Consider the following 22,999-nt stretch of genomic DNA (forward strand, 5'->3'; position numbering starts at 1 on the left):
AGGCTAGCGTGAAGATAGTAATCGCGGTGGCAGTGATGCTCTCCATGTTGGTCGCCACTCCGGCGGACGCCAGCGATATTGTGGGGCCGGGACGGTTCTGCGGCTATTCGCCGATGATCGATCTTCGCGATGGTGAGAAGGTCACGACTTTGGAAGGCGGGATACACGGAGGAAGCTTCCGGTGGGAAGGCGTTTTCGGTACCCTTGAAGTGTATGGGATAGGCTGGGCCCGTCGTCCTAAAGGGCGGATTGTTAAGGCTCATTCTTCCAACAGTCCTGCACGATTTGCACAAAAACGCGTGGAAGGCCTCTACCAGATAGCAATCTGGAACGGCGAACATGGCGCTGCCTATTTCACATCGCCAAAGCCGTTCACCTCGCCTCAGTTGGAGGCAATTGATCGGGTGGAGCTATTTGAGGAGGGGCAGTCCCCATCTGACTGCAAATTGCGTACTATCTTCTCTTGGGAGTGACCACGGTCTGGGCAAGTTTGGTCGCGGTTTCATCCGCCACGAACGGCAACAAATGATCGAAAGCCATCCTCCCCTTCCCAGATCGCGCCGGTTGCATCTCCCCGGTCGTTGCGCTAAAGGCGCCCTGCAATCGGGCGGTTTGCCGTCTGATACCCTGACAGATCCAGGACGCTCAAAATGGGGCATCGGATGGACGCTGGCCGGCGAGGTTTCGCCCGCCGGCGATTTTGTCGTTTGGCAGGGTAGGCACGATTTTCCGGGCCTTTCGGCCCATATGAGGTGATGATGTTCGATTCGCTAAGCGATCGTCTCGGTGGGGTATTCGACAAGCTGCGTGGGCGCGGTGCGCTGACGGAGGACGATGTCCGCGCCGCGATGCGCGAGGTGCGAATCGCGCTGCTGGAGGCCGACGTCGCGCTTCCGGTGGTCCGCCAGTTCGTCGATCAGGCGACGGAACGGGCCGTTGGCAGCGATGTGCTGCGTTCGGTCACGCCGGGGCAGATGGTCGTCAAGATCGTTTCCGACACGCTGACCGAGACGCTGGGCGCCGAAACTTCCGAACTGCTGATCGACGTGACCCCGCCCGCCGTCATCATGATGGTCGGCCTGCAGGGGTCGGGCAAGACCACCTCCACCGCGAAGATCGCCAAGCGCCTGAAGGAAAAAGAGCGCAAGAAGGTGCTGATGGCGTCGCTCGACGTTCAGCGCCCGGCGGCGCAGGAGCAGCTGGCGGTGCTGGGTACGCAGACCGACGTCGCGACCCTGCCGATCGTGCCGGGCCAGCAGCCGGTCGATATCGCCAGGCGGGCGCTGCAGTCCGCGAAGCTCCAGGGCTTCGACGTGGTGATGCTCGACACCGCGGGCCGCCTGCACGTTGACCAGGCGCTGATGGACGAGATGAAGGCGGTCGCCGAAGTCTCCAACCCGGCGGAAATCCTGCTGGTGGTGGACTCGCTGACCGGGCAGGACGCGGTCAATGTCGCGACCAGCTTTTCGGCGCAGGTGCCGCTGACCGGCGTGGTGCTGACCCGCATGGATGGCGACGCGCGTGGCGGTGCGGCGCTGTCGATGCGTGCCGTGACGGGCCGTCCGATCAAGTTCGCGGGCACGGGCGAAAAGCTGGACGCGATCGAGCCCTTCCATCCTGCGCGCGTGGCGCAGCGCATCCTGGGCATGGGTGATGTCGTATCGCTGGTCGAAAAGGCCGCCGAGACGATCGACGCCGAGGAAGCCGACAAGCTGGCCAAGAAAATGGCCAAGGGTCAGTTCGACATGAACGACCTGCGCGCTCAGCTCAATCAGATGCGCCGCATGGGCGGGCTGGGCGCGCTGGCGGGCATGCTGCCGGGCCTCAAAAAGGCGCAGCAGGCGATGGCGAACAGCGGCGCGAACGACAAGACGCTGATCCATCTGGACGCGATGATCGGATCCATGACGCCCAAGGAGCGGGAGAAGCCCGCCCTGATCAACGCCAAGCGCAAGATTCGTATCGCCAAGGGGTCCGGCACTACGGTGCAGGAAGTCAACCGGCTCCTGAAAATGCATCAGGAAATGGAAACGGCGATGAAGAAGATCCGCAAGATGGGTGGCCTGAAAGGGTTGGCCAAGATGTTCACCGGCGGCGGCATGGACAAGCTGATGGGCGGCGCGGGTGGCGCGCCGGACCTTGGCGGGCTTGGCGGATTGGGTGGTCTTGGCGGCGGCGGCAACATGCCGAACCTGCCGCCCGGTTTTCAGAATTTCATGAAGAAATAAACAGTTTCAACAGATTAGATTAGAGTAGAAAGGTCAATAACAACATGGCAACGTCCATTCGTCTTTCGCGCGGCGGTTCCAAGAAGCGTCCCTATTACCGTATCGTCGTGGCCGACAGCCGCGCCCCGCGTGACGGCAAGTTCATCGAGCGCATCGGCAGCTACAACCCCGTCCTGCCCAAGGGCGACGAGAAGCGCGTCGTTCTGGACGTCGAGCGCGCGAAGCACTGGGTTGCCGCTGGCGCGCAGCCGACCGACCGCGTTGCCCGCTTCCTGGACGCAGCCGGCGTGAAGGAACGTGCCGCCCGCAGCAACCCGAAGAAGGCCGAGCCGGGCCAGAAGGCCAAGGATCGCGCCGAAGATCGCGCTGCCAAGGCCGCTGAAGCCGTTGAAGCTGCCGAAGCCGCAAAGGCTGCCGCCGCCGAGGCTGCTGCCGCTCCCGCCGAAGAAGCCGCTGCTGAAGAAGCTGCTCCGGCCGAAGAATCGGCGGAAGGCTGAGCTCCTTGACCGACAAGCCCGTCACTCTTGCCGTCATCATCGGCGCGCATGGAGTGGCGGGCGAGGTTCGCCTGAAACTGTTCGGGGAGGGGGCCGAGACGCTCAAATCCTATGACGGTTTCGATGCGGCCGGTGCCAGGCTGACGCTGAAGTCGGTGCGCCCCGGTCCGAACGGTGCCGTCGCCCGCTTTGCAGAGATCGGCGATCGCACCGCTGCGGAGGCCCTGCGCGGCACGGAACTGACCGTCCCGCGCGCGGCTTTGCCTCCCTTGGGGGAGGGCGAATATTATCATGCCGATTTGATCGACCTGCCTTGTTTTTCCAGCGATGGCGAAGGGCTGGGGCATGTCGTCGCGGTCGAGAATTTCGGCGCGGGCGACATCATCGAGGTGGAGCGGCCCAACGGCAAGCGCTTCATGGCGCCGATGCACGCCGTGACCATTGCCGAAGGACGGGCTGTCGTCGAGGCGGCGTTCGCTATTTGATTTTTCGGTTGGCGTGCTCCTGCGAAGGCAGGCGCCCAGTCCTGCCGTCTGAACTGGACTCCTGCCTTCGCAGGAGCGCGTTGTGTAGTTCGAGGGCGAACCATGCCGAAACTTCTTGCCGCTCTCTATCTGCTCCTGATGGTCGCCGCCGGCTGGCGCCTGTTCGGCATGGCATGGTCGCGCGGGCTGAAGATCGCGGCTGCGGCGGGGCTGGTCATTCCCATCCCCATGCTGTTCCTGTTGCCCGCGTTGATGCAGCCTGACCGGCCCTTTGCGGGCCTGCTGCGCGCCATCGGCATCGCGCTGATGCTGGGGGGCGCCGTATCGCTGCTGGGCGGCATGGCGGGCGCCTGGCTGAGGGCGCGGCGGGCGTGACCTTTCGCGCGCAGATATTGACGCTCTATCCGGAGATGTTTCCTGGGCCTCTGGCGGTGTCGCTCGCCGGGCGCGCGCTGGCGGAGGGCAAATGGGCCTGCGATCCCATCCATATTCGCGACTTCGCCACGGACCGGCATCGCACAGTGGACGATACGCCCGCGGGCGGCGGTGCGGGGATGATATTGCGCGCCGACATATTGGGCCTGGCGATCGATCATGCGCTGCAAAAGGCGTCCGACCTGCCGGTCATCGCCATGACGCCGCGGGGCGCGCCGATCACCCAGGGGCGGATTCGCGAACTCGCCGCCGGTCCCGGAGCGACCATCCTCTGCGGCCGGTTCGAGGGTTTTGACGAGCGGATTTTCGAGGCGCGGCCGGTCGAACAGATCAGTATGGGTGACATCATTCTTTCCGGCGGGGAAATGGGCGCCCTGATGCTGCTGGATGCTTGCATCCGCCTGCTTCCTGGGGTAATGGGCGCCGCTTCCAGTGGGGATGAGGAGAGCTTCGAAAGCGGCCTTCTCGAATATCCCCACTATACCCGGCCCGTCATATGGGAAGGGCGCGCGATCCCCGAAGTGTTGCGATCGGGGGATCATGCGAAGATCGCCGCCTGGCGGAAACAAAGGGCGGAAGAGGACACACGGCTAAGGCGGCCGGACCTTTGGGAACGCCATATCGGCGTTCGGGACCAGTCGCCCTCTGGTGCGCAACGCGAAGAGTAGGACTTGAAGTCATGAACCTGATCCAGCAGATCGAGGCCGAGAATATCGCGGCCCTCGCCAAGGATATCCCCGAATTCCGTCCCGGCGACACGCTGCGCGTCGGCGTGAAGGTCATCGAAGGTGACCGCAGCCGCGTCCAGAATTATGAAGGCGTGTGCATCGCCCGCTCGAACAAGGGCATGGGCAGCAACTTCACCGTGCGGAAGATTTCGTTCGGTGAAGGCGTGGAGCGCGTCTTCCCGCTCTATTCGCCGAACATCGATTCGATTACCGTCGTCCGCCGTGGCGTCGTGCGTCGTGCGAAGCTCTATTATCTGCGCGGCCGCACCGGCAAGCGCGCTCGCATCGCCGAGCGCCGCGATGTGCGCAGCGAGGATTGATCGCTTTTACGCTGGCTTGACAGTTGTAAAAAAGAGACAGGCGGCGCCCCATGCGGGCGCCGCCTTTTTTATGAATTTCAGGGATTTGACGGATGAGTCCGCACCCTTTTAGATTTCCATGGCGAAACGATTTTGGGCGGCAGCGGAAATTCGTTTTTCTCTGATGGCGGTTTTGTGTCAGCACTCCGTTTCCACATATTGCTGAATATTTCTGACGATCAGGCCGCGTGGTCTGACGTACCGGTCGTGCTTACCCAAGAAACGGAAAGAAGATGAACAAGGGAAAATAAGAAAATATCGGTCGGGAGAGGCTCTCTTCATTGGAAGCAAGGGGGCTGTTCATGAATTGCAAGAGTTTCGTTTCTCGCGCCGCCATGGTTGTCGCAATCTCGTCTCCGATGGCCGTTCTGGCCCAGACCAGCGACCCGCAGGCAGCCTCCGCCACGGATGGCGCCGCGATCATCGTCACCGGCACACGGGCGACCGGCGTCACTGCGGCGGAAAGCGCAGCGCCGATCAAGGTTCTCGACAGCGAGGCGCTGACCAAGGTCGGACAACCCAATCTCAACCAGGTGCTGACGCAACTCGTCCCCTCCTTCACCGCGGAAGCCTTTGGCGGAGATACCGCGAACCTGACGCTGGCGGCCCGTCTTCGCGGCCTCAGCCCCAATCATGCGCTGGTGCTGGTCAACGGGAAGCGGCGTCACGGCACCTCCAACCTGCATGTGTTGAGTGGCCCCTACCAGGGCGCGGCCTCACCCGACCTCGACCTGATTCCGCCGGGCGCGATCGGCCGGATCGAGGTGTTGGAGGACGGCGCGGCCGCCCAATATGGGTCCGATGCGATCGCGGGCGTCATCAACATCATCCTCAAGGAGGACAAGGGCCTGATTTCCGGCAACCTGACCGCCGGGCAATATTACAAGGGCGACGGCGAAACCTATTCGGGCAGCGTCACCTTTGCGCCCGACATGGGACCGGACAGCTATCTGAATTTCACCATGTTCCACCGTTTCCACGATTTCTCGCAGAGGGGCGGCGTGGATCGCGGCATCTACAATCGCGACGGGTCGATCCGCACCGATATTTCGGCCGAGCATCAGGAGATGGCGGCCATCGGATTGCCGGGTGCGCCCTATACCAACCGTATCGTCGGGGATGCGCGATCGGAACTCACCACCATCGTCTACAATGCCGGTCATGATTTCGGCGGCGTGGAACTCTATGCCTTTGGCAGCTACGGCCGTCGCGATGCCAGCGCCTATGAAAATTATCGCCAGCCCTGGCGCGTGTCGCGGTCCCCGGTCCTGGGCGTCGCGGGCGAGCAGATCCTTTACAGCGCCGCCGGCTTCAGCCCGCGCGAGGCGATCAAGGAAGATGATTTTTCCAACACCGGCGGCATCAAGGGCGAGACGGCCGGTTTCCGATGGGACATCAGCACCACCTATGGCCAGGACTATGCCAAGCTCTACACGCTGGGTTCGGCCAACCGTTCGCTGTTCATCGACACCGGGACCACGCCTGCCAACTTCTATGACGGCTTCCTGAAGGCGTCGGAATGGACCAGCAATATCGATATCGCGAAGGAGGTCGATCTGGGCATGGCCCAGCCGGTCAATATCGCCTTCGGCGGCGAATATCGGGAAAATCGCTTCCAGATCGGCAAGGGCGACTTCGGATCGACCTATTTCGAGGGTGGCCAGTCCTATCCCGGCTTCCTGTCCACCGACGCGGGCAAGCACAAGCGGAACAACAAGGCGGCCTATCTGGACATCGCGATGAACCCGATCGAGATGTGGAAGGTCGATGGCGCCGTCCGCTATGAGGACTACAGCGATTTCGGTACCAAATGGACGTGGAAGGTGACCAGCCGCCTCGACCTGTCCGAACAGTTCGCGGTGCGCGGCACGGTCAGTTCCGGCTTCCGCGCGCCGTCGCTGCTGGAGGAATATTATTCCTCGACCAACGTCGGTCCGACCACGGCCTATGTACAGTTGCCGCCCAACTCTGCCGCCGCCAAGCTGCTCGGCTATGAAGATCTGAAGCCCGAAACCTCGCAGAATTACAGCCTTGGCCTGGTCATCCGTCCCGTGCCCAAGCTGAACATCACCATCGATGCCTATCAGGTAAAGGTGAAGAACCGGATCGTGGGAACCGGATCGATCCAGGGTCTGGCCGGCGGTGTGGTCACCAACCAGGCCGTGCTGGATGCGATTGCCGCGCATGGCAATGTGCTCGATCCCTATGTTCTTCAGAATGGCGATGCGGGCATCAACTTGTTCACCAATGGCGCCGACACCCGGACCCGCGGCGTCGATGTAACCGCCAGCTACCCGACGCCGGTGGGCAGCGGTTCCATCCTCTGGTCGCTGTCGGCCAACTATAATAAAACCAAGATCACCAGGCTGCGCATTCCAGCAGCGCTGTACGCGGAAGATGCCCGTTCGACCCTGGAAGACGCATCGCCCAAATACAAGATCATTGGCGGGGCGCTGTTCACCATGGGCGGCCTGAGCATCAACCTGCGCGAGACGATCTATGGCAAATCGTCCGAGGTCGTGATTTTCGGCACGACCAATCCGACGGTCAGGGTGCCCGAGGCTGCCATCACCGATCTGGAAGTCGGCTATGACCTGAGCAAGGCGATCAAGCTGAGCGTGGGCGCGAACAACCTGTTCAACAAGAAGGCACCGACCATGCCCAATGATGCGAGCGATATGCCGATCGACGGCGCTCGCGTGCTGGACGCCCCGCTGTCCTTCACCCCCTATGGCATCAATGGCGGCTATTATTACGCCCGCATCAATTTCAGCTTCTGACGGGCCTGACGCGGCCGCCGGGCCTTCGGGTGCGGCGGCCCTGTCCTTTTTCATTGGACCTGACGGCGGGCCACCGCGATAGGGACGGCCATGCCGCTGAACCACAGACTTGCCACGCTGGCGGATGAAACCGCCCTGGGCGCCGTCATGACATTGGCGATCGACCGCCTCCAGTCCGATTTCCTCACCCCTGGCCAGGTGCGGGCCAGCCACGGCTTCATGGGTCTCGACAGTCGCCTGATCGAAGACGGCACCTATTTCGTGATCGAGGATGGCGGCGCGATCGCGGGTTGCGGCGGGTGGAGCCGGCGCGCGACCGCCTATGGCGGCAACCATAGTGGGGGACGGGACGACCGGTTGCTCGATCCAGCGACCGACGCGGCCAGGGTGCGGGCGATGTACACCCATCCCGATCATGTGCGGAAGGGGGTGGGCACGCTGATCCTGTCGCTTTGCGAAGCGGCGGCGCGGGCGGAGGGCTTCGTGGCGCTGGAGCTGTCCGCCACCATGGCGGGCGTGCCGCTCTACCGCAGCTTCGGTTTTGTCGAGATGCGCGCCTTCGAGGACAGCGGCGTGCCGCTGATCCTGATGCGAAAGCCTATTGCCGGCCCCGATTCCGGCTGGTGAACCAGAGGCCGATCAGACTGAGCGCCGCCGCCGCCGACATATAGATGCCGACAAGCTCCACGCCCCGGACCTGGATGAGCCAGGTCGCGACGATGGGCGCCAGGGCGCCGCCGATGATCCCGCCCAGGTTGAAGGCGAAGGAGGCGCCGGTATAGCGAAGCTGCACGGGGAAGAGATGCGGCAGATAGGCGCCGAGCGGGCCGTAGACGAAGCCCATCAGGAACAGGGCGAGGCTGAGTATCAGGAAGATCGGCAGCAACTGCCCGGTGCCGATTGCGGGACCGAAGATGACGCCCATCGCCACCGTGCCGATGCAGCCCGTGGCCAGCACGCGCGTCGGGCTGCTCTTGTCCGCCCACCAGCCGGCAAGAATGATGCTGAGCGCCATGAACAGGATCGCGCCCAACTGGATCGCGAGGAAGGTCTCACGGTCGATCCCGAGCGTGGTGGTGCCGTAGCCGAGCGCGAAGGCGGTCGCGATATAATAGACGGCGAAGCAGGCCGCGCATGCGAAGGTGCCGGCGACCGCAGCGCCCAGATGGCTTTGGAGCAACGTGGCGAGCGGCACCGCGGGCGGGGGCGCTTCGGCACGGGCGGCGGCGAATTCGGGCGTCTCGGTCAGCTTGAGGCGGATCCACAGGCCCAGCAGCACCAGCACGGCGCTGCCCAGAAAGGGCAGGCGCCAGCCCCAGGCGAAGAAATCCTTGTCCGTCAGGAACATACCAAGGACCAGGAAGAGGCCGTTGGCGGCGAGGAAGCCGACCGGCGCGCCCAGTTGCGGGAACATGCCGAAACGCGCGCGCCATCCGGGAGGCGCATTCTCGACCGCCAGGAGCGCCGCGCCGCCCCATTCGCCGCCCAGCCCCAGGCCCTGGCCGAAGCGCAGCATGCAGAGGATCAACGGTGCCCACCAGCCGATGCTCTGATAGGTCGGCAGGAATCCGATGGCGAGCGTCGATCCGCCCATCAGCATCAGCGATGTCACCAGCGTCGCCTTCCGCCCGATGCGGTCGCCATAATGGCCGAACACCGCCGCGCCGAGCGGCCGGGCGAAGAAGGCAAGCGCAAGGCTGCCATAGGCCGCGAGCAACTGCGCCGAAGGGGAGGAGGCGGGGAAGAAGAGCGGCCCGAAGACCAGGCTGGCGGCCGTGGCGTAGATGTAGAAGTCGTAGAATTCGACCGCCGTGCCGATCAGGCTCGCCGCCAGTACCCGCTTGTGCCGCAGCATCGCACCGATGCCGCTCATGTCCCTCGCCCCTGCTTCCAAGGCCTGCGCGCCCCCCGATGCCATCATGTCCTCGCCCGTTTCTGGTTCAGCAATTCATAGGCCATGACCGCACAGGCGACCGCGGCGTTCAGGCTGTCTGCCTTGCCCAGCATCGGCATCTTGACCAGCAGGTCGCATTCGGCCTCATAGCTTTCGGGCAGGCCCTGCGCCTCATTGCCGACCAGCAGGAAGCTGGGGCTTTGATAATGGGGTTGCTGATAGTCGTGGCTGGCCTTCAGGCTGGTGCCGATCAGCTCGCCCGGCCCCTGGCGCAGCCAGTGCATGAATTCGCCCCATCGCGCCTGGGTGATGCTCTGGGTGAAAAGGGCGCCCATGCTGGCGCGCACCGATTCGACCGAAAAGGGGTCGACGCAATCGTCGATCAGGATCAGCCCGCCCGCCCCCACGGCGTCGCCGGTGCGTAATATGGTGCCCAGATTGCCGGGATCGCGCAGCGACTGGGCGACGATCCAGATGTCCGCCTTGCCCCGGTCCAGCTTCGCCAGCGGGGTCAGCCGGTCGCGATAGACGCCGACAACGGCCTGGGCATTGTCCTTGCCGCTGATCTTCGAGAGGATGTCGGGCGTCGTTTCGATCACGTCGCCGCCCGCCGCCTCCATCGCCGCGATCAGCTCGGCGGCGAGGGGATGGGTGGAGCCGGCATGGAAGAGCATTTCCGGCAGCACCCCTTCCTCCCGCGCTTCAGTCAGGATACGCAGCCCCTCTGCCAGGAAAAGGCCCTCCGCCTTGCGGAACTTCTTTTCGCGCAGGGAGCGGACGCGCTTCACCAGCGGGTTGGAAAATCCGGTGATTTCTCGCGCCACGATCCTGTCTCTTGCCCTTTGCCCGAAGGTCCGCCGAAACGGCCTCTCTATAGGGGGAGCGCGGAAAAGGGTAGGGGGCTTGGGCGGTGGATGCCAGGCCCCCTGACCCTTCAGAAGACCGTCGCCACCAGTTGCGTGAACGCATCGGCGCGATGGCTCATGCCATGCTTTTTCTCCGGGTCCATCTCGCCAAAGCTGATGCTGTGGCCATGCGGCTGGAAGATCGGATCATAGCCGAAACCCCGGTCCCCGCGCGGCGGCCAGGTGATGGTGCCGTCCACGCGGCCTTCGAACGCCTCCACATGGCCGTCGGGCCAGGCGAGGGCGAGGGCGCAGATGAAATGGGCGCCATGGCCCGCTTCCGGCCCCTTCGCCTGGATATTGTCCCAGACAAGCTGCATGGCGAGGCCGAAATCCTTGGTCGGACCGGCCCAGCGGGCGGAGAAGATGCCCGGATCGCCGTTCAGCGCCTCCACGCACAGGCCGCTGTCGTCGGCCAGTGCCGGGAGGCCGGCAAGGTCCGCCGCCTGCATCGCCTTCAACTCCGCATTGGCGATGAAGGTGGTGCCGGTCTCCTCCGGTTCGGGCAGGTCCAGCGCGGCGGCGGACACCGTCTCTATGCCATAGGGCGCCAGCAATTCGCCGATTTCCCGCACCTTGCCGGGATTGTGGCTGGCGATCACCAGTCGTCCCGGACCCAGTTTGCGGATCGCCTGTTCCTGCCCGAAATCGTCGCTCATTCTGTAGTCCCATATCGTCGCTCGCCGGAAACGAGCGGAAGGAAGGATTATCTCCCGGTCGCCTTGTCCTGCGCCGCGAAAATCTGCGCGCAGCCGATGCGGGCGAGGCGCAGCAGTCGCAGCAGCTCCTCCTCGTCATAGGTCGCGCCCTCGGCCGTTGCCTGCACTTCCGCGAACTTGCCGTCGCCGGTCAGGATCAGATTGGCGTCCGCCTCGGCATTGCTGTCCTCCGCATAGTCGAGGTCCAGCACCGGGGTGCCGTTATAGATGCCGCAGCTTATCGCCGCGACCTTCTGCACGATGGGATCTTCGGTAAGCGCGCCGGAGGCCAGCAGCTTGTCGATAGCGATGCGCAGCGCGACCCAGCTTCCCGAAATGGCGGCGGTGCGGGTGCCGCCATCGGCCTGGATCACGTCGCAGTCGACGACGATCTGCCGCTCGCCCAGCTTCTGGAGGTCGACCACGGCGCGGAGCGACCGGCCGATCAGGCGCTGGATTTCCTGGGTGCGGCCCGACTGCTTGCCCTTGGCGGCTTCGCGGCTGCCGCGGGTATGGGTGGCGCGGGGCAGCATCCCATATTCCGCCGTGACCCAGCCTGATCCCTTGCCGCGCAGGAAGGGCGGCACCTTTTCCTCGATGGAGGCGGTGCATAGCACGCGCGTGTCGCCGAAGCTGATCAGGCAGCTGCCCTCGGCATGGATGGTGAAGCCGGGCTCCATGGTGATTTCGCGCATCTGGTCGGGCGCGCGGCCGGAAGGACGCATAAATATTCTACTCCGAAGCGTTGTGTCGAGCGGGCTTAGCGTCGGGCGGCCCATCATGCCAGTGGCGATGCAGCCGAAAGATGCTAGAGAGCGGCCATGGGGACGAAAGCATTATCGATCGTGGCGGCCACGCTCCTGCTGGGCGGATGCGCCATGGAGCAGGCGGAACTGGAAAAGCCGACACTGGCGGGCGACACGATCAGATTTTCCGCTGGTCCCTGTTTTGGCGTCTGCCCCAGCTACACCTTGCGCGTGACCCCGGACGGGTCCGGCCTGATCGAGCCGCAGCGTTTCACCGCCATTCCCGGTCCGACCCGTTTCACCGTGACGCCGACGCAATATCGTCGCTTCCGTGCGGCGCTGGCGCAGTTCCGCCCAGCGCAGGGCACGGCCAGGCGAATCGGCCAGGGGGAAAACTGCGTCCGCTTCGCCACCGACATGCCCGCCTATGTGATAGAATGGACACGGGAAGAGGCGCCGCCCACCCGGCTGGAATTCCAGTCAGGCTGCATGGATGCCCGCTATGGCAAGCTGCGCGCCACCATTTCCGCGATTCCCAGGATGCTGGACGTAGGCCCCATGGTGAAGCCGACGAATGCGAAGGGTCGGTGACGGACGGGCTTGAGCCGCGATCGATGCTTGCCTAGATAAGGGTCATGGCGGTCACCCCGATCACCGAACTTAACGAACGCGCGCGCGACGTTTTCCGTCTGGTGGTGGAGAGTTATCTCGGCACCGGGCTGCCCGTCGGCTCGCGCACGATCAGCAAGATAGCCTCGCTCAGCCTGTCGCCAGCCTCGATCCGCAATGTCATGCAGGATCTGGAGGAACTCGGCCTGCTCGCCGCGCCGCATACGTCGGCTGGACGGATGCCGACGGAAACCGGCCTGCGGCTGTTCGTCGACGGCATGATGCAGGCTGCGGAACCCTCTTTCGAGGAACGGCGCGCGATCGAGGCGGGGATCAGCGAAGGTGGCCCGATCGAGGATGCGCTGTCCGCCGCGACCGCCGCACTGTCCGGCCTTTCGGCCTGCGCCGGCATCGTGATGGTGCCCAAGCGCGAGCCGGTGCTGCGGCAATTCGGCTTCGTTCCCCTGAACGACCGCCAGGCGCTGGCAGTGCTGGTGGGCCAGGACGGATCGATCGAGAATCGCGTCGTCGACCTGCCCGCGGGCGTGACGCCGATCATGCTGAACGAAGCGGCCAATTTCATGTCGGCGCGTTTCGGCGGGATGACGCTGGCGCAGGCGGGCGAGGCGCTGCGGCGCGAGGTGGAGGGCGATCGCAATGCCCTGCAGGGCGCGGCGCGGGTGCTGGTGGAGCAGGGCATTGCGCTCTGGTCGCGGGATGCCGACGACCGGCCGGTGCTGATCGTGAGGGGGCAGGCGAACCTGCTGGACGACGGCACCGCCGCCGATCTGGAGCGCGTGCGCCAATTGCTGGAGCAGCTTGAAGGCAAGCAGGAGATTTCCCGGCTGCTGGAAGGCGCCCTGGCGGGCAGCGCGACCAAAATATTCATCGGTTCGGAAAACAAGCTCTTTTCCCTGTCCGGTTCTTCGGTCATAGCCGCGCCCTACCGGAGCGGTGACGGCCGGGTGGTGGGCGTGGTCGGCGTCATCGGCCCGACCCGCTTGAACTATGCACGGGTGATCCCCATGGTGGATTTCACCGCACAGACGCTGTCGAGATTGATGAGATGAGCGAAGACAAGCAGAATATCGAAAATATGGAAATCGTGGACGAACTGCCCGAAGATGCGGCGCCTGGCGGCGATGCGGCGGCGGAACGGATAGCGGGCCTGGAAAACGAGCTGGCGGCCGCGAAGCAGGACGCGCTCTACGCCCATGCCGAAACGCAGAATGTGCGGCGGCGGCTGGAAAAGGAACTGGCCGATGCGCGCGCCTATGCCGCGACGGCCTTTGCCCGCGACATGCTGTCGGTGGCGGACAATCTGGGCCGCGCGCTGCAGGCGATCCCCGCCGATCTGCGCGAGGACGAGAAGTTCAAGGGCCTGGTCGCCGGGCTGGAGGCGACGGGACGGGAGCTGGAGGCCGTGTTCGGCCGTAACGGCATCGAGAAACTGGTGTCGGTCGGCCAGCCGCTCGATCCCAACAAGCATCAGGCGATGATGGAGGTGCCCTCCACCGACGCGGAACCGGGTACAGTTCTTGTGGAGATGCAGGCGGGCTATATGATCAAGGATCGGCTGCTGCGCCCGGCGCTGGTGAGCGTGGCGAAGAAGCCCGACTGATCGCTTCGGAAAACGCAATCAAGTGCCCGCCGGATCAGCGTCCGGCGGGTTTTTTCGTGGGCGAATGTCCGCCACGATCCCGTTCCCGATGCGGGCGGGAACCTGCCACGGTCGGATCAGGCCGCCTGACACCCAATATCGGAACTCGAATAAAGATATATCGTAGATCTTGACGATTGCTGTTTTTAAGATATATCTCAAACTATCATGAAACAGTTTAGAGATTCGAATATGCATCAACATCATCATCACCGTGGACATCGCCGCTTCGGCCATGGCGCCATGTTTGGACCAGGGCGCCCGGAACGGGGCGGCTTCGGGGGCCATTTTGGCGAAGCCCCCCATGGCGGCGGAAGAGGCGGACATTTTGGCGGCGGCCGGGGCGGCGGGCGTCGACGCCTGTTCGGCAACGACGCGCTCAGGCTCATCCTGCTCAAGCTGATCGCGGACGCGCCGCGCCATGGCTACGACCTGATCCGGGAGATCGAAACCCTGTCGGGCGAGGTCTATGTGCCCAGTCCGGGCGTCGTTTATCCGACCCTGACCCTGCTGGCCGACATGGGCCTGATCGCCGAGCAGCCGGGCGAAAGCAGCCGCAAGCTGTTCGCGATCACCGAGGCGGGCGCGGCCCATCTGTCCGACCATGGGGAAGGGGTGGCGCTGGTCATGGACCGGCTGCGGTCGCTGGCCCGCAAGGCGGAGCGCACCGACGGTGCGCCGATCCGCCGGGCCATGCACAATCTGGGGATGGCGGTCCGGGCGCGCCTTGAAAAGGAGGGCGCCGATGCCGAAACCATGTTCGACGTCGCTGCATTGATCGACGATGCAGCCAGCAAGATCGAAAGGCTTTGACGATGACCTTGACCGCGGATGTGCCGACCGTGCACGCCAGCCGCTATCTCCAGCAGCTATGCAAGCATTGGAGTCACAAGTTCGAAACCGCTTTCGACGCGCAGCAAGGCAGCATCGCCTTTCCCATGGGACCGATCCGGATGACGGCCGGGGCCGATGCCCTGACCGTGACGATCGAACCGCAGGAGGGCGCCGATGTGGAGCGTTTCAAGAGAGTGGTCGCGGACCATCTCGACCGCTTCGCCTTCAGGGAAGCGCCCCTGGCCTTCGACTGGCGCTAGGGGATATTGGGAACAGGGCTGAGGCGGCGGACAGCAGTTTCGGCAGCCTGATGCGCGGGATTGGCGGATACGAGCATCCGCCAGCCCGATTGCCTCTCAGGCCACTTGCCGTCCGAAATCAGTGGACGCCGCGCGCAGGGTGGACAGCTTGCCTTCCACGCTCATGAAGCCGCGTTCCAGCTGGTCGATTTCGGAGGCCACCACTTCGGTATCCTGACGGATCGCGCTGATGGTCGACGACATGGAGTCGGCGGCCAGCGCGGTTTCGTCGACTGCCGCAGTGATCATCGTCACTGTCTGCGCCTGCGCGTCCATGGCGTGGCGGATGCGTTCCGCGCTGGCCTGCACTTCGCCGACCGTGTCGCGAATGCGTTCGTTGGTTTCCACAGACTGGCGGGTCGAGGCCTGGATGTCCGCGATCTTGCCGGCGATTTCGTCAGTGGCGCGGGCCGTCTGGTTGGCGAGGCTCTTCACCTCCTGCGCGACCACCGCAAAGCCGCGGCCGGCATCGCCTGCACGGGCGGCCTCGATCGTGGCGTTGAGTGCGAGCAGGTTGGTCTGACCGGCAATATCGCGGATCAGGCCAAGGATCGATTCGATCGATTTCGCATGATCGGACAGGGTGGTCGACATGGCCACCGCGTCGCCCGACTGGCGCGCCGCGCGCTGCGCCACGTCGGCTGCGCTCTCTACCTCCGTCCGGGCGTCCTCTATGGCGCGGATCAGCCCGGCCGAGGTCCGGGCGGCTTCGCGCATGGCAAGCGCGGATTGCTCCGCAGCGGCGGCGACTTCCGAAGCCTTGCCCAGCATGCCGCGGGTCGCGGCCGATGCGTCCTTTGCCTGCTCGCGCAGTGATTCGCCGAGCTGTGACGCGCCGTCGATTTCGCCCATGATCCGCTGTTCGAACATCGTGCCAAAGCGCTGGCGCTCGTTCCGCTGCGCTTCGGCCTCGTCGCCCGCCACCACATTCGCGATCAATCCGGCATCGACCATGCTGACCTGCATCATGATCTGCACCAGCCGGCGGCGGCTGGCTTCATCCTCGGCGCGTTCCCAGATGAGGTCGACCAGCTTCTCGTTGGCGATCGCGACCGGCATCAGAACGGCGCGCAGGGGCGAGCCGTGCTTGCGCGCATGGCGGACGCAGGCAACCGAGGAAAGCGCCCATTCCCCGGCCTCATAATGGCCCAGCTTGTGGCGCACATATTCCGTCGCTTGCGTCTCGATCTTGGCGAGGGTGGCGGGACTGAGCCTGGATCGCAGTCCGTTCTGCTCGACATAGACATCATAGAAGGTGCGCGCGGCCAGGGTCGCCTGTTCACCCAGCAGGTCGCGAATCTGGCGCAGACCCTGCGCCAGCTCTCCATGCGGGTCGATATCCCTGATCATGGCAAGCAGGGCGTTTTGGGACGTGGCGGCGGAATTCATGTGCGGCAAAACCCCGATCTGGTCTTATTGTCAGCTCGGGTGATAGCGCCATTTGGTTAATCACTTCTTAGGACCGACGGATATCGAATGCGCCTGACCGGCAGGAAGCCGCTGGTCCGCATCAGGCGGCGCAAAGTCGGCATTTGCAGTGGTCGGACGGCAAAATGTTCCGCCTGTTGTGGAACGAACGGTCGATCGCGCCTTCGGGGCGGCTTGCCCTCCCGGCATATCGCTCTTAAGGGGACGAGACTCGAGGGACAACATCAGGGACGTAGGGAAGATATGGCGCGAACCACGAGCCGGCCGCTCTCGCCGCATTTGACGATCTGGAAATGGGGGCCAGCCATGGCTGTTTCCATCATGCATCGCGTGACCGGCAACGGTCTGGCGACGGTGGGCGCGATGGGACTGGTGTGGTGGTTGATGGCCGCCGCCATCGGGCCGGATGCCTATGCGACCTTCGTCGCCTGCGCGACTTCGCCGATCGGCTATCTGGTGATGGCGGGCATTAGCTGGTTCTTCTTCCAGCATCTCTGCTCTGGGCTTCGCCATTTCGTGCTCGATCTGGGCGCGGGCTATGAGCTCAAGAACAACAAGACCTGGTCAGTGCTGACCTTCGTCCTCTCGACGCTCCTCACCGTCGCCTTCTGGGCGGCCATCTGCACGGGGAAATTCTGATGGGAACCGGAACCGGAATCGGCCGCGTCCGCGGTCTTGGATCGGCCAGGCATGGCGCGCATCACTGGCTGGCGCAGCGCTATACGGCCGTCGGCAACCTGGCTCTGGTGCTGTGGCTGCTGATCAGCCTGATCGCGCTGCCGGGCCTTGACTATCAGAGCGTCCATAACTGGATCGCGCAGCCGCTGGTCGCCGTGCCGCTGATGCTGATGCTGGTCAGCATCTTCTATCACCTGCGCCTGGGCATGCAGATCATGCTGGAGGACTATGTCCACGACAAGGGCCTCAGCTTCTTCTGCATTCTGCTGCTGAACTTCTATGCCATCGGCGGCGCGTCCGCGGGCATCTTCGCGATCGCAAAGATCGCCTTCACGGGGATCGTCAAATAATGAGCGAAGCCTACAAGATCATCGACCACAGCTATGACACGGTCGTCGTGGGTGCTGGCGGTTCCGGTCTGCGCGCCACCATGGGCAGCGCGGAGGCGGGCCTGAAGACCGCCTGCATCACCAAGCTGTTCCCGACCCGCAGCCACACCGTGGCGGCGCAGGGCGGCATCGCGGCCAGCCTTGGCAACAATTCGCCCGACCACTGGACCTGGCACATGTACGACACCGTCAAGGGGTCGGACTGGCTGGGCGACCAGGACGCGATCGAATATATGGTGCGCGAAGCGCCGGCGGCCGTGATCGAGCTGGAACATGCCGGCGTGCCGTTCAGCCGCAACGACAATGGCACCATTTACCAGCGTCCGTTCGGCGGCCACATGCAGAATATGGGCGCCGGCCCGCCGGTGCAGCGCACCTGCGCCGCCGCCGACCGTACCGGCCACGCCATGCTGCACGCCCTGTACCAGCAGAGCCTGAAGTATGACGCGGACTTCTACATCGAATATTTCGCCATCGACCTGATCATGGAAGACGGCCCGAACGGCAAGGAATGCCGGGGCGTCATCGCGATCTGTATGGAGGATGGATCGATCCACCGCTTCCGCAGCAAGGCGGTGGTGCTGGCGACGGGCGGTTACGGCCGCGCCTATTTCTCCGCCACGTCGGCGCATAGCTGTACCGGCGACGGCGGCGGCATGGTACTGCGCGCGGGTCTGCCTCTCCAGGACCTGGAGTTTGTGCAGTTCCACCCGACCGGCATTTACGGCGCGGGCGTGCTGATCACCGAAGGCGCGCGCGGCGAGGGCGGGTACCTCACCAACTCCGAGGGTGAGCGCTTCATGGAGCGCTATGCGCCGTCGGCCAAGGATCTGGCGTCGCGTGACGTCGTGTCCCGCTCCATGGCGATGGAAATGCGCGAAGGGCGCGGCGTGGGTCCGAACAAGGACCACATCTACCTGCACCTCGACCATATCGATCCCAAGGTGCTGGCGGAACGCCTGCCGGGCATCACCGAAAGCGGCAAGATCTTCGCGGGCGTCGACCTGACCCGGCAGCCGTTGCCGGTGACGCCGACCGTCCACTATAATATGGGCGGCATTCCCTGCAATTATCATGGGCAGGTGGTGACCAAGGTCGGCGACGATCCGGAAGTGGTGGTGCCGGGCCTCTATGCGGTCGGCGAAGCGGCCTGCGTCTCGGTCCATGGCGCGAACCGCCTGGGTTCCAACTCGCTGATCGACCTGGTCGTGTTTGGCCGCGCAACCGGCCTGCACCTCAAGGAAACGATCAAGCCCAACGGCACGCACCGTCCGTTGCCCAAGGATGCGGCCGATCTGGCGCTTTCGCGCCTCGACCACTACCGCAATGCCAAGGGTGGCTCGCCCACGGCGAAGATCCGCCTGGAAATGCAGCACACCATGCAGAAGCATGCTGCCGTGTTCCGCGACAGCGCGCTGCTGTCGGAAGGCGTGCAGAAGATGGTGCAGGTCAATGCCAGCATGCAGGATGTCGGCGTCAGCGACCGCTCGCTGATCTGGAACACCGACCTCATCGAGACGCTGGAGCTGGACAATCTGATGAGCCAGGCGGTCTGCACCATGGTCAGCGCGGAAAACCGCAAGGAAAGCCGTGGCGCCCATGCGCATGAGGACTTCCCGAACCGCGACGACGAAAACTGGATGAAGCACACCGTGAGCTGGTTCGAGGGCTGGGGCGGCACGGGCGGCAAGGTGTCGCTCGATTACCGTCCGGTGCACGATTATACGCTCACCGACGAGGCGGAATATATCAAGCCGAAGGCGCGCGTTTACTAATACTAAGGACGGATCGACATTCAGCCCTGATGGCCTGCAAATGGCGGCCTTTCGTGCTTCCGGAACTCACCTACTGGAAGTAGGCTGCGCGCCGGGTCACGAAAAACCACCATTTTCGGCTCGTCATCATCTGAACGTCGATCCGTCCTAAAGGGCTTTCCAGGCGATCGGAACGGTCGCGAGGGACCCGGCAGATCGCAATCGCTTGAAGCTGTTATGCGGAGAGGGCGGGCTTTACAGCTCGCCCTTTTCTTTCATGCGGATATTACTGTGTCGGAACGATGGTCGCCTAAGCTGCGCTTCTTCCGTCCATGATCAGGCGGGGCCAAGGCCTCCATTCCGTCCCATCAAGGCAGCGTTTCAGGTGGCGTGGGAGCTTCCGTGCCGCGCGACGGCGACGCGGTTCCGGCCGGAACGCTTGGCCTCGTAAAGGGCCATGTCCGCGACCGCCAGCCAGCTTTCGCCGGTCGGCCAGTCGCCGCGCAGTTCCGCCACGCCGAAGCTGGCGGTTGCGCGCAGCGGCGGGGTGCCGGCTATTTCCGCGGCGGCGATCGCGTCGCAGAAGCGTTGCGCCGCCCTGGCGGCGTCCTCTATGGGCGTTTCGGGCAGCAATATGCCGAATTCCTCCCCGCCCAGCCGGCCGAGCGAATCGCTGGGTCGTTGCAGGCCGGTGCAGAGCTGGGCGATGCCGCGGATCACCTGGTCTCCGGCAGGATGGCCATAGGTGTCGTTGATATGCTTGAAATGGTCGATGTCGAACAGCAGCAGGCTGGCGGGCCGCTGATGACGTTCGAACAGGGCGATGGCGCGGTTCATTTCGCCCAGGAAAGCGCGGCGGCTGAGCGCGCCGGTCAGATGATCGCGCTCCGCGATGCGGCGCAGTTCGAGCTGTTCGACCACCAGCGCCGCGAGATTCCTGAGGATGGCGATCTGCGCCGGGTCGAACTCCCGCGGCACGGTGTCGATCGCGCAGAGCGAACCGATATTATAGCCGTCGGGCGTTTCCAGCGGGATGCCGGCATAGCTGCGGATATTGGGATCCCCCGTCACCAGCGGATTGTCGCGGAAGCACTCATCCTCCTGGGCGTCGGCAATGATCAGCGGCGCCCGCTGGCGGATGGTGTGCGCGCAGAAGGCGACATCGCGCGAGGTTTGCGTTGCGTCGAGTCCGGCCAGCGACTTGAACCATTGCCGGTCCGTATCCACCAGCGAGACGGCGGAAATCGGCACGCCCAAAATGCTGCGGACCAGATCGGTGATGCGGTCGAAAGAGGGCTCTCGCGGCGTGTCCAGAACCTCATAGCGGTTGAGCGCGGCCAGCCGCGCCGGTTCGTCCATCAGCTTGGGATCGAGCATTGCCAACCGTCCTCAACCGGCGGCGCGCCCCTTCCGCGCACCGCGATTCTCGTTCGCCATTAATCTGTGATAGTCGTTTTTGCCCCGGCTGACAAAGACTTGACGGGTGCAGCCTGTCCTATTCCTCGCCGAATTTGTCTTCGACAAGGGTCACGAGCTTGCCCAGCGAATCGGCCGCCTCAGGCCCGCTGGCGCTGATCGTGATGCTGTCGCCCATCGCCGCGCCCAGCATCATCAGGCCCATGATGGAGGTTCCGGTGACCTCGCTGCCATCCTTGCGCACCGTGATCTGCGCGGGCAGGCCGCTGGCCAGGGTCACGAATTTCGCACTGGCCCGAGCATGCAGGCCGCGCCGGTTGCTGATCCTGACTTCCTGGCTGATTTCGCTCATGTGGTGCTGCCCAACAGTTCCGATGCGACGCTGATATATTTCTGACCTGCTTCCCGCGCGGCGGCGACGGCCTGGCGCACGTCCATGACCTTGCGCGCGCTTTCCAGGCGGATCAGCATCGGCAGGTTGATGCCCGCGATCACCTCGATCTCGCCGGCCTTCAGCAGCGATATGGCAAGGTTGGACGGGGTGCCGCCGAACAGGTCGGTCAGCAGGATGACCCCGGTTCCATCGTTCACGCGCGCCACCGCGTTGGCGATGTCGGTGCGACGCATTTCCATGTCGTCCTCAGGCCCGATGCAGATGGTTTCGATCTGCTGCTGCGGACCGACCACATGCTCCATCGCGACAACGAATTCCGTCGCCAGCGCCCCGTGGGTGACGAGTACCAATCCAATCATCTTGCTTGCGTGGCCCACCTGTTTTTCATGAATTACGCTTTCGGGCCTCCCGGTCCGCGCTTCTCCAGGGCGTCCTGGGGCGCTGATTCCATATTTCGGTGCGAGACCGTGGGCGAAAAGCCCGCATCTTGCAAGTATCTGGCGACGCGTTCGGCCACATGGACCGACCTGTGGCGGCCGCCCGTGCAGCCGAACGCTACGGTAACATAGCTTTTTCCGCCCTCCGCGTAGCGGGGCAGCAGCAGGGCCAGCAATTGTTCGATGCGCCCGACCGCCTCATCATAGGCGGGATCTTCCTTGATATAGGCGGCGACGTCGGGATCGAGCCCGGTCTTGGGCCGCAGCGCATCCTCCCAATGCGGGTTGCGCAGGAAGCGCATGTCGAACAGCAGGTCCGCGTTCAGCGGCACGCCGCGCGAATAGCCGAAGGACATGATCGTCAGCACCGGGTCCGACAGCCCCTCCTGCGCGAAGCGGTTGCGAATTTCCTGCTGCAGCCCGTTGCTGGTGAGGCTGCTGGTGTCGATCACCTGATTGGCCCAGCGGCGCAGCGGTTCCGTCAATTCCCGTTCGCGGGCGATGCCATGACGGGCGGGACGGTCGGTGGCCAGCGGATGGCGGCGGCGCGTCTCCGCGAAACGGCGCTCCAGTTCCTGGCCGGAACAGTCGAGGAACAGGGTGTCCACATCATGGCCATGGCGCGTCCGCAGCGCCTTGATCCGCTGGACGATGGCGGCCGCGTCAAAGCCGCGCGTCCGCGCGTCGATGCCCAGCGCCAGGGGACGGTCCGTCCCTTCCTCATGCCCCTCCGGCAAGGGCGTGTCGAGCAGCCGGTCGAGCAGGACGAGCGGCAGATTGTCGACCACTTCCCAGCCCATATCCTCCAGCGTCTTGAGCGCGGTCGTCTTGCCCGCGCCCGACAGGCCGGACACCAGCAGGATGGTCTTCGGCGCGATTCGGCTCACAATGGGTCCGCGCCTTTCAGGCCGAGCTTCCTGACGGCGAGTTCGACCTTGATCGGGGTGGAGGCTTCGAACGGGGCGAGGCGGACGACAGGGATGTCGACGCCCGCAATCGCGCGCTGCGCGGTCTCAAGCGGCATGCGCTCCACATCGTCGCTGAGGTCGACAGCCAGGGCAACGGGAGCATTGTCGGCATGGGGCATGCCGACGAGGCCCAGGCCCCGCACCTCCATCATGCCGGCGATCCGGTCAGGCGCGCGGGCGAACAGCTGTCCCTCTATTTCCAGCAGGCGGGTATAGTCGTCGCTCACCAGCACGGCGCCGCGATCGATCAGGCGCAGCGCCAGGTCGGACTTGCCCATGCCGCTGCTGCCGCAGAGCAGGACAGCCCGGCCGTCAATCGCCACGCTGGTAGCATGCAGGGTTTCGGAAGATTGTGTCGACGCCATATCGCCTTATCGC

At 64.3% G+C, this 22,999-nt stretch carries 28 protein-coding genes; 17 read left to right on the plus strand and 11 right to left on the minus strand.

From position 1 onward, the window contains the following. Nucleotides 1-8: 8 nt before the first annotated feature. The 9 genes from MRBLMA1_RS00195 to MRBLMA1_RS00235 all read left to right on the plus strand — a co-directional run bounded on the left by MRBLMA1_RS00195 (nt 9) and on the right by MRBLMA1_RS00235 (nt 8,139). Nucleotides 9-473 (plus strand): hypothetical protein, encoded by a 465-nt coding sequence (locus MRBLMA1_RS00195; protein WP_363734422.1) that lies wholly within the window; start codon nt 9-11, stop codon nt 471-473. Between the two features lie 282 nt (nt 474-755). Beyond that, on the plus strand, nt 756-2,228 hold the full coding sequence (gene ffh, locus MRBLMA1_RS00200) for a signal recognition particle protein (RefSeq protein ID WP_363734423.1): 1,473 nt from the start codon (nt 756-758) through the stop codon (nt 2,226-2,228). A 44-nt stretch (nt 2,229-2,272) separates the two neighbouring features. Then, complete coding sequence (rpsP, locus tag MRBLMA1_RS00205; protein ID WP_133654801.1) at nt 2,273-2,725, plus strand: 30S ribosomal protein S16; 453 nt, start codon at nt 2,273-2,275, stop codon at nt 2,723-2,725. Nucleotides 2,726-2,730: 5 nt separating this feature from the next. Next, nucleotides 2,731-3,210 (plus strand): ribosome maturation factor RimM, encoded by a 480-nt coding sequence (rimM, locus tag MRBLMA1_RS00210; protein WP_363734424.1) that lies wholly within the window; start codon nt 2,731-2,733, stop codon nt 3,208-3,210. A gap of 102 nt (nt 3,211-3,312) precedes the next feature. Continuing rightward, on the plus strand, nt 3,313-3,585 hold the full coding sequence (locus tag MRBLMA1_RS00215) for a hypothetical protein (RefSeq protein WP_363734425.1): 273 nt from the start codon (nt 3,313-3,315) through the stop codon (nt 3,583-3,585). Next, nucleotides 3,582-4,313, plus strand: coding sequence for a tRNA (guanosine(37)-N1)-methyltransferase TrmD (gene trmD, locus MRBLMA1_RS00220; protein ID WP_363734426.1), 732 nt, complete (start codon nt 3,582-3,584; stop codon nt 4,311-4,313). Before MRBLMA1_RS00215 ends, trmD begins: the two co-directional genes overlap by 4 nt. Nucleotides 4,314-4,324: 11 nt before the next feature. Then, nucleotides 4,325-4,693, plus strand: coding sequence for a 50S ribosomal protein L19 (rplS, locus tag MRBLMA1_RS00225; protein ID WP_022681436.1), 369 nt, complete (start codon nt 4,325-4,327; stop codon nt 4,691-4,693). Nucleotides 4,694-5,034: 341 nt separating this feature from the next. Further along, the gene (locus MRBLMA1_RS00230; RefSeq protein WP_363734427.1) at nt 5,035-7,512 is read left to right on the plus strand and encodes a TonB-dependent receptor plug domain-containing protein; all 2,478 of its coding nucleotides are present in this window, start codon (nt 5,035-5,037) and stop codon (nt 7,510-7,512) included. A gap of 90 nt (nt 7,513-7,602) precedes the next feature. Continuing rightward, nucleotides 7,603-8,139, plus strand: coding sequence for a GNAT family N-acetyltransferase (locus MRBLMA1_RS00235; protein ID WP_363734428.1), 537 nt, complete (start codon nt 7,603-7,605; stop codon nt 8,137-8,139). Here MRBLMA1_RS00235 and MRBLMA1_RS00240 read toward each other — a convergent pair. From MRBLMA1_RS00240 to rph, 4 genes are all read right to left on the minus strand, one after another. Beyond that, nucleotides 8,111-9,430, minus strand: a complete 1,320-nt coding sequence (locus MRBLMA1_RS00240) for an MFS transporter (protein ID WP_363735350.1) — start codon at nt 9,428-9,430, stop codon at nt 8,111-8,113. The two genes, MRBLMA1_RS00235 and MRBLMA1_RS00240, sit on opposite strands and share 29 nt — an antisense overlap. Next, entirely contained in the window at nt 9,430-10,230 is an 801-nt protein-coding gene (locus MRBLMA1_RS00245; protein WP_363734429.1) for a TrmH family RNA methyltransferase, read from the minus strand. Before MRBLMA1_RS00245 ends, MRBLMA1_RS00240 begins: the two co-directional genes overlap by 1 nt. 110 nt (nt 10,231-10,340) lie before the next feature. After that, a complete protein-coding gene (gene rdgB / locus MRBLMA1_RS00250) occupies nt 10,341-10,970 on the minus strand; it encodes an RdgB/HAM1 family non-canonical purine NTP pyrophosphatase (RefSeq protein ID WP_363734430.1) in 630 nt (209 codons plus the stop codon). A gap of 47 nt (nt 10,971-11,017) precedes the next feature. Further along, nucleotides 11,018-11,734 (minus strand): ribonuclease PH, encoded by a 717-nt coding sequence (gene rph, locus MRBLMA1_RS00255; protein ID WP_363734431.1) that lies wholly within the window; start codon nt 11,732-11,734, stop codon nt 11,018-11,020. A 96-nt stretch (nt 11,735-11,830) separates the two neighbouring features. On the opposite strand from rph, the gene MRBLMA1_RS00260 reads away from it, so the two are divergent. From MRBLMA1_RS00260 to grpE, 3 genes are read left to right on the plus strand one after another with little or no spacing between them, the layout of a single operon-like run. Further along, entirely contained in the window at nt 11,831-12,346 is a 516-nt protein-coding gene (locus MRBLMA1_RS00260; RefSeq protein ID WP_363734432.1) for a DUF6438 domain-containing protein, read from the plus strand. Between the two features lie 44 nt (nt 12,347-12,390). Then, nucleotides 12,391-13,434: a heat-inducible transcriptional repressor HrcA gene (gene hrcA / locus MRBLMA1_RS00265; RefSeq protein WP_363734433.1), complete on the plus strand. Its 1,044-nt coding sequence runs from the start codon at nt 12,391-12,393 to the stop codon at nt 13,432-13,434. Further along, complete coding sequence (grpE, locus tag MRBLMA1_RS00270; protein ID WP_363734434.1) at nt 13,431-13,985, plus strand: nucleotide exchange factor GrpE; 555 nt, start codon at nt 13,431-13,433, stop codon at nt 13,983-13,985. The genes hrcA and grpE overlap by 4 nt, the downstream gene beginning before the upstream one ends. 18 nt (nt 13,986-14,003) lie before the next feature. Here the strand turns inward: grpE and MRBLMA1_RS00275 are convergent, their stop codons facing one another. After that, a complete protein-coding gene (locus MRBLMA1_RS00275; protein WP_363735429.1) occupies nt 14,004-14,261 on the minus strand; it encodes a hypothetical protein in 258 nt (85 codons plus the stop codon). Here MRBLMA1_RS00275 and MRBLMA1_RS00280 point away from each other — a divergent pair. Next, entirely contained in the window at nt 14,217-14,837 is a 621-nt protein-coding gene (locus MRBLMA1_RS00280; protein WP_363734435.1) for a PadR family transcriptional regulator, read from the plus strand. The two genes, MRBLMA1_RS00275 and MRBLMA1_RS00280, sit on opposite strands and share 45 nt — an antisense overlap. A gap of 2 nt (nt 14,838-14,839) precedes the next feature. Further along, nucleotides 14,840-15,118 (plus strand): DUF2218 domain-containing protein, encoded by a 279-nt coding sequence (locus MRBLMA1_RS00285; protein ID WP_363734436.1) that lies wholly within the window; start codon nt 14,840-14,842, stop codon nt 15,116-15,118. A gap of 96 nt (nt 15,119-15,214) precedes the next feature. On the opposite strand, the gene MRBLMA1_RS00290 is transcribed toward MRBLMA1_RS00285, so the two are convergent. Continuing rightward, nucleotides 15,215-16,546 carry a methyl-accepting chemotaxis protein gene (locus MRBLMA1_RS00290; protein ID WP_363734437.1) on the minus strand — a complete coding sequence of 444 codons (1,332 nt, stop codon included), beginning with the start codon at nt 16,544-16,546 and terminating at the stop codon, nt 15,215-15,217. A 345-nt stretch (nt 16,547-16,891) separates the two neighbouring features. On the opposite strand from MRBLMA1_RS00290, the gene sdhC reads away from it, so the two are divergent. From sdhC to sdhA, 3 genes are read left to right on the plus strand one after another with little or no spacing between them, the layout of a single operon-like run. After that, entirely contained in the window at nt 16,892-17,224 is a 333-nt protein-coding gene (gene sdhC, locus MRBLMA1_RS00295) for a succinate dehydrogenase, cytochrome b556 subunit (RefSeq protein ID WP_414714622.1), read from the plus strand. Next, entirely contained in the window at nt 17,224-17,613 is a 390-nt protein-coding gene (gene sdhD / locus MRBLMA1_RS00300; protein WP_133654817.1) for a succinate dehydrogenase, hydrophobic membrane anchor protein, read from the plus strand. The genes sdhC and sdhD overlap by 1 nt, the downstream gene beginning before the upstream one ends. Next, nucleotides 17,613-19,427 carry a succinate dehydrogenase flavoprotein subunit gene (gene sdhA, locus MRBLMA1_RS00305; protein WP_363734439.1) on the plus strand — a complete coding sequence of 605 codons (1,815 nt, stop codon included), beginning with the start codon at nt 17,613-17,615 and terminating at the stop codon, nt 19,425-19,427. The genes sdhD and sdhA overlap by 1 nt, the downstream gene beginning before the upstream one ends. 360 nt (nt 19,428-19,787) lie before the next feature. Here the strand turns inward: sdhA and MRBLMA1_RS00310 are convergent, their stop codons facing one another. The 5 genes from MRBLMA1_RS00310 to MRBLMA1_RS00330 form a co-directional block, all read right to left on the minus strand. Next, complete coding sequence (locus MRBLMA1_RS00310; protein WP_363734440.1) at nt 19,788-20,783, minus strand: sensor domain-containing diguanylate cyclase; 996 nt, start codon at nt 20,781-20,783, stop codon at nt 19,788-19,790. 118 nt (nt 20,784-20,901) lie between these two features. Continuing rightward, nucleotides 20,902-21,174, minus strand: a complete 273-nt coding sequence (locus MRBLMA1_RS00315; RefSeq protein WP_363734441.1) for an HPr family phosphocarrier protein — start codon at nt 21,172-21,174, stop codon at nt 20,902-20,904. Then, the gene (locus tag MRBLMA1_RS00320; RefSeq protein ID WP_363734442.1) at nt 21,171-21,575 is read right to left on the minus strand and encodes a PTS sugar transporter subunit IIA; all 405 of its coding nucleotides are present in this window, start codon (nt 21,573-21,575) and stop codon (nt 21,171-21,173) included. Before MRBLMA1_RS00320 ends, MRBLMA1_RS00315 begins: the two co-directional genes overlap by 4 nt. Nucleotides 21,576-21,607: 32 nt before the next feature. Next, entirely contained in the window at nt 21,608-22,540 is a 933-nt protein-coding gene (gene rapZ, locus MRBLMA1_RS00325; protein WP_363734443.1) for an RNase adapter RapZ, read from the minus strand. Next, entirely contained in the window at nt 22,537-22,986 is a 450-nt protein-coding gene (locus MRBLMA1_RS00330) for an HPr kinase/phosphorylase (protein WP_363734444.1), read from the minus strand. The genes rapZ and MRBLMA1_RS00330 overlap by 4 nt, the downstream gene beginning before the upstream one ends. Nucleotides 22,987-22,999 lie beyond the last annotated feature (13 nt).

This window comes from Sphingobium sp. LMA1-1-1.1 (assembly GCF_040676365.1).
In the GTDB taxonomy this organism is placed as follows: domain Bacteria; phylum Pseudomonadota; class Alphaproteobacteria; order Sphingomonadales; family Sphingomonadaceae; genus Sphingobium.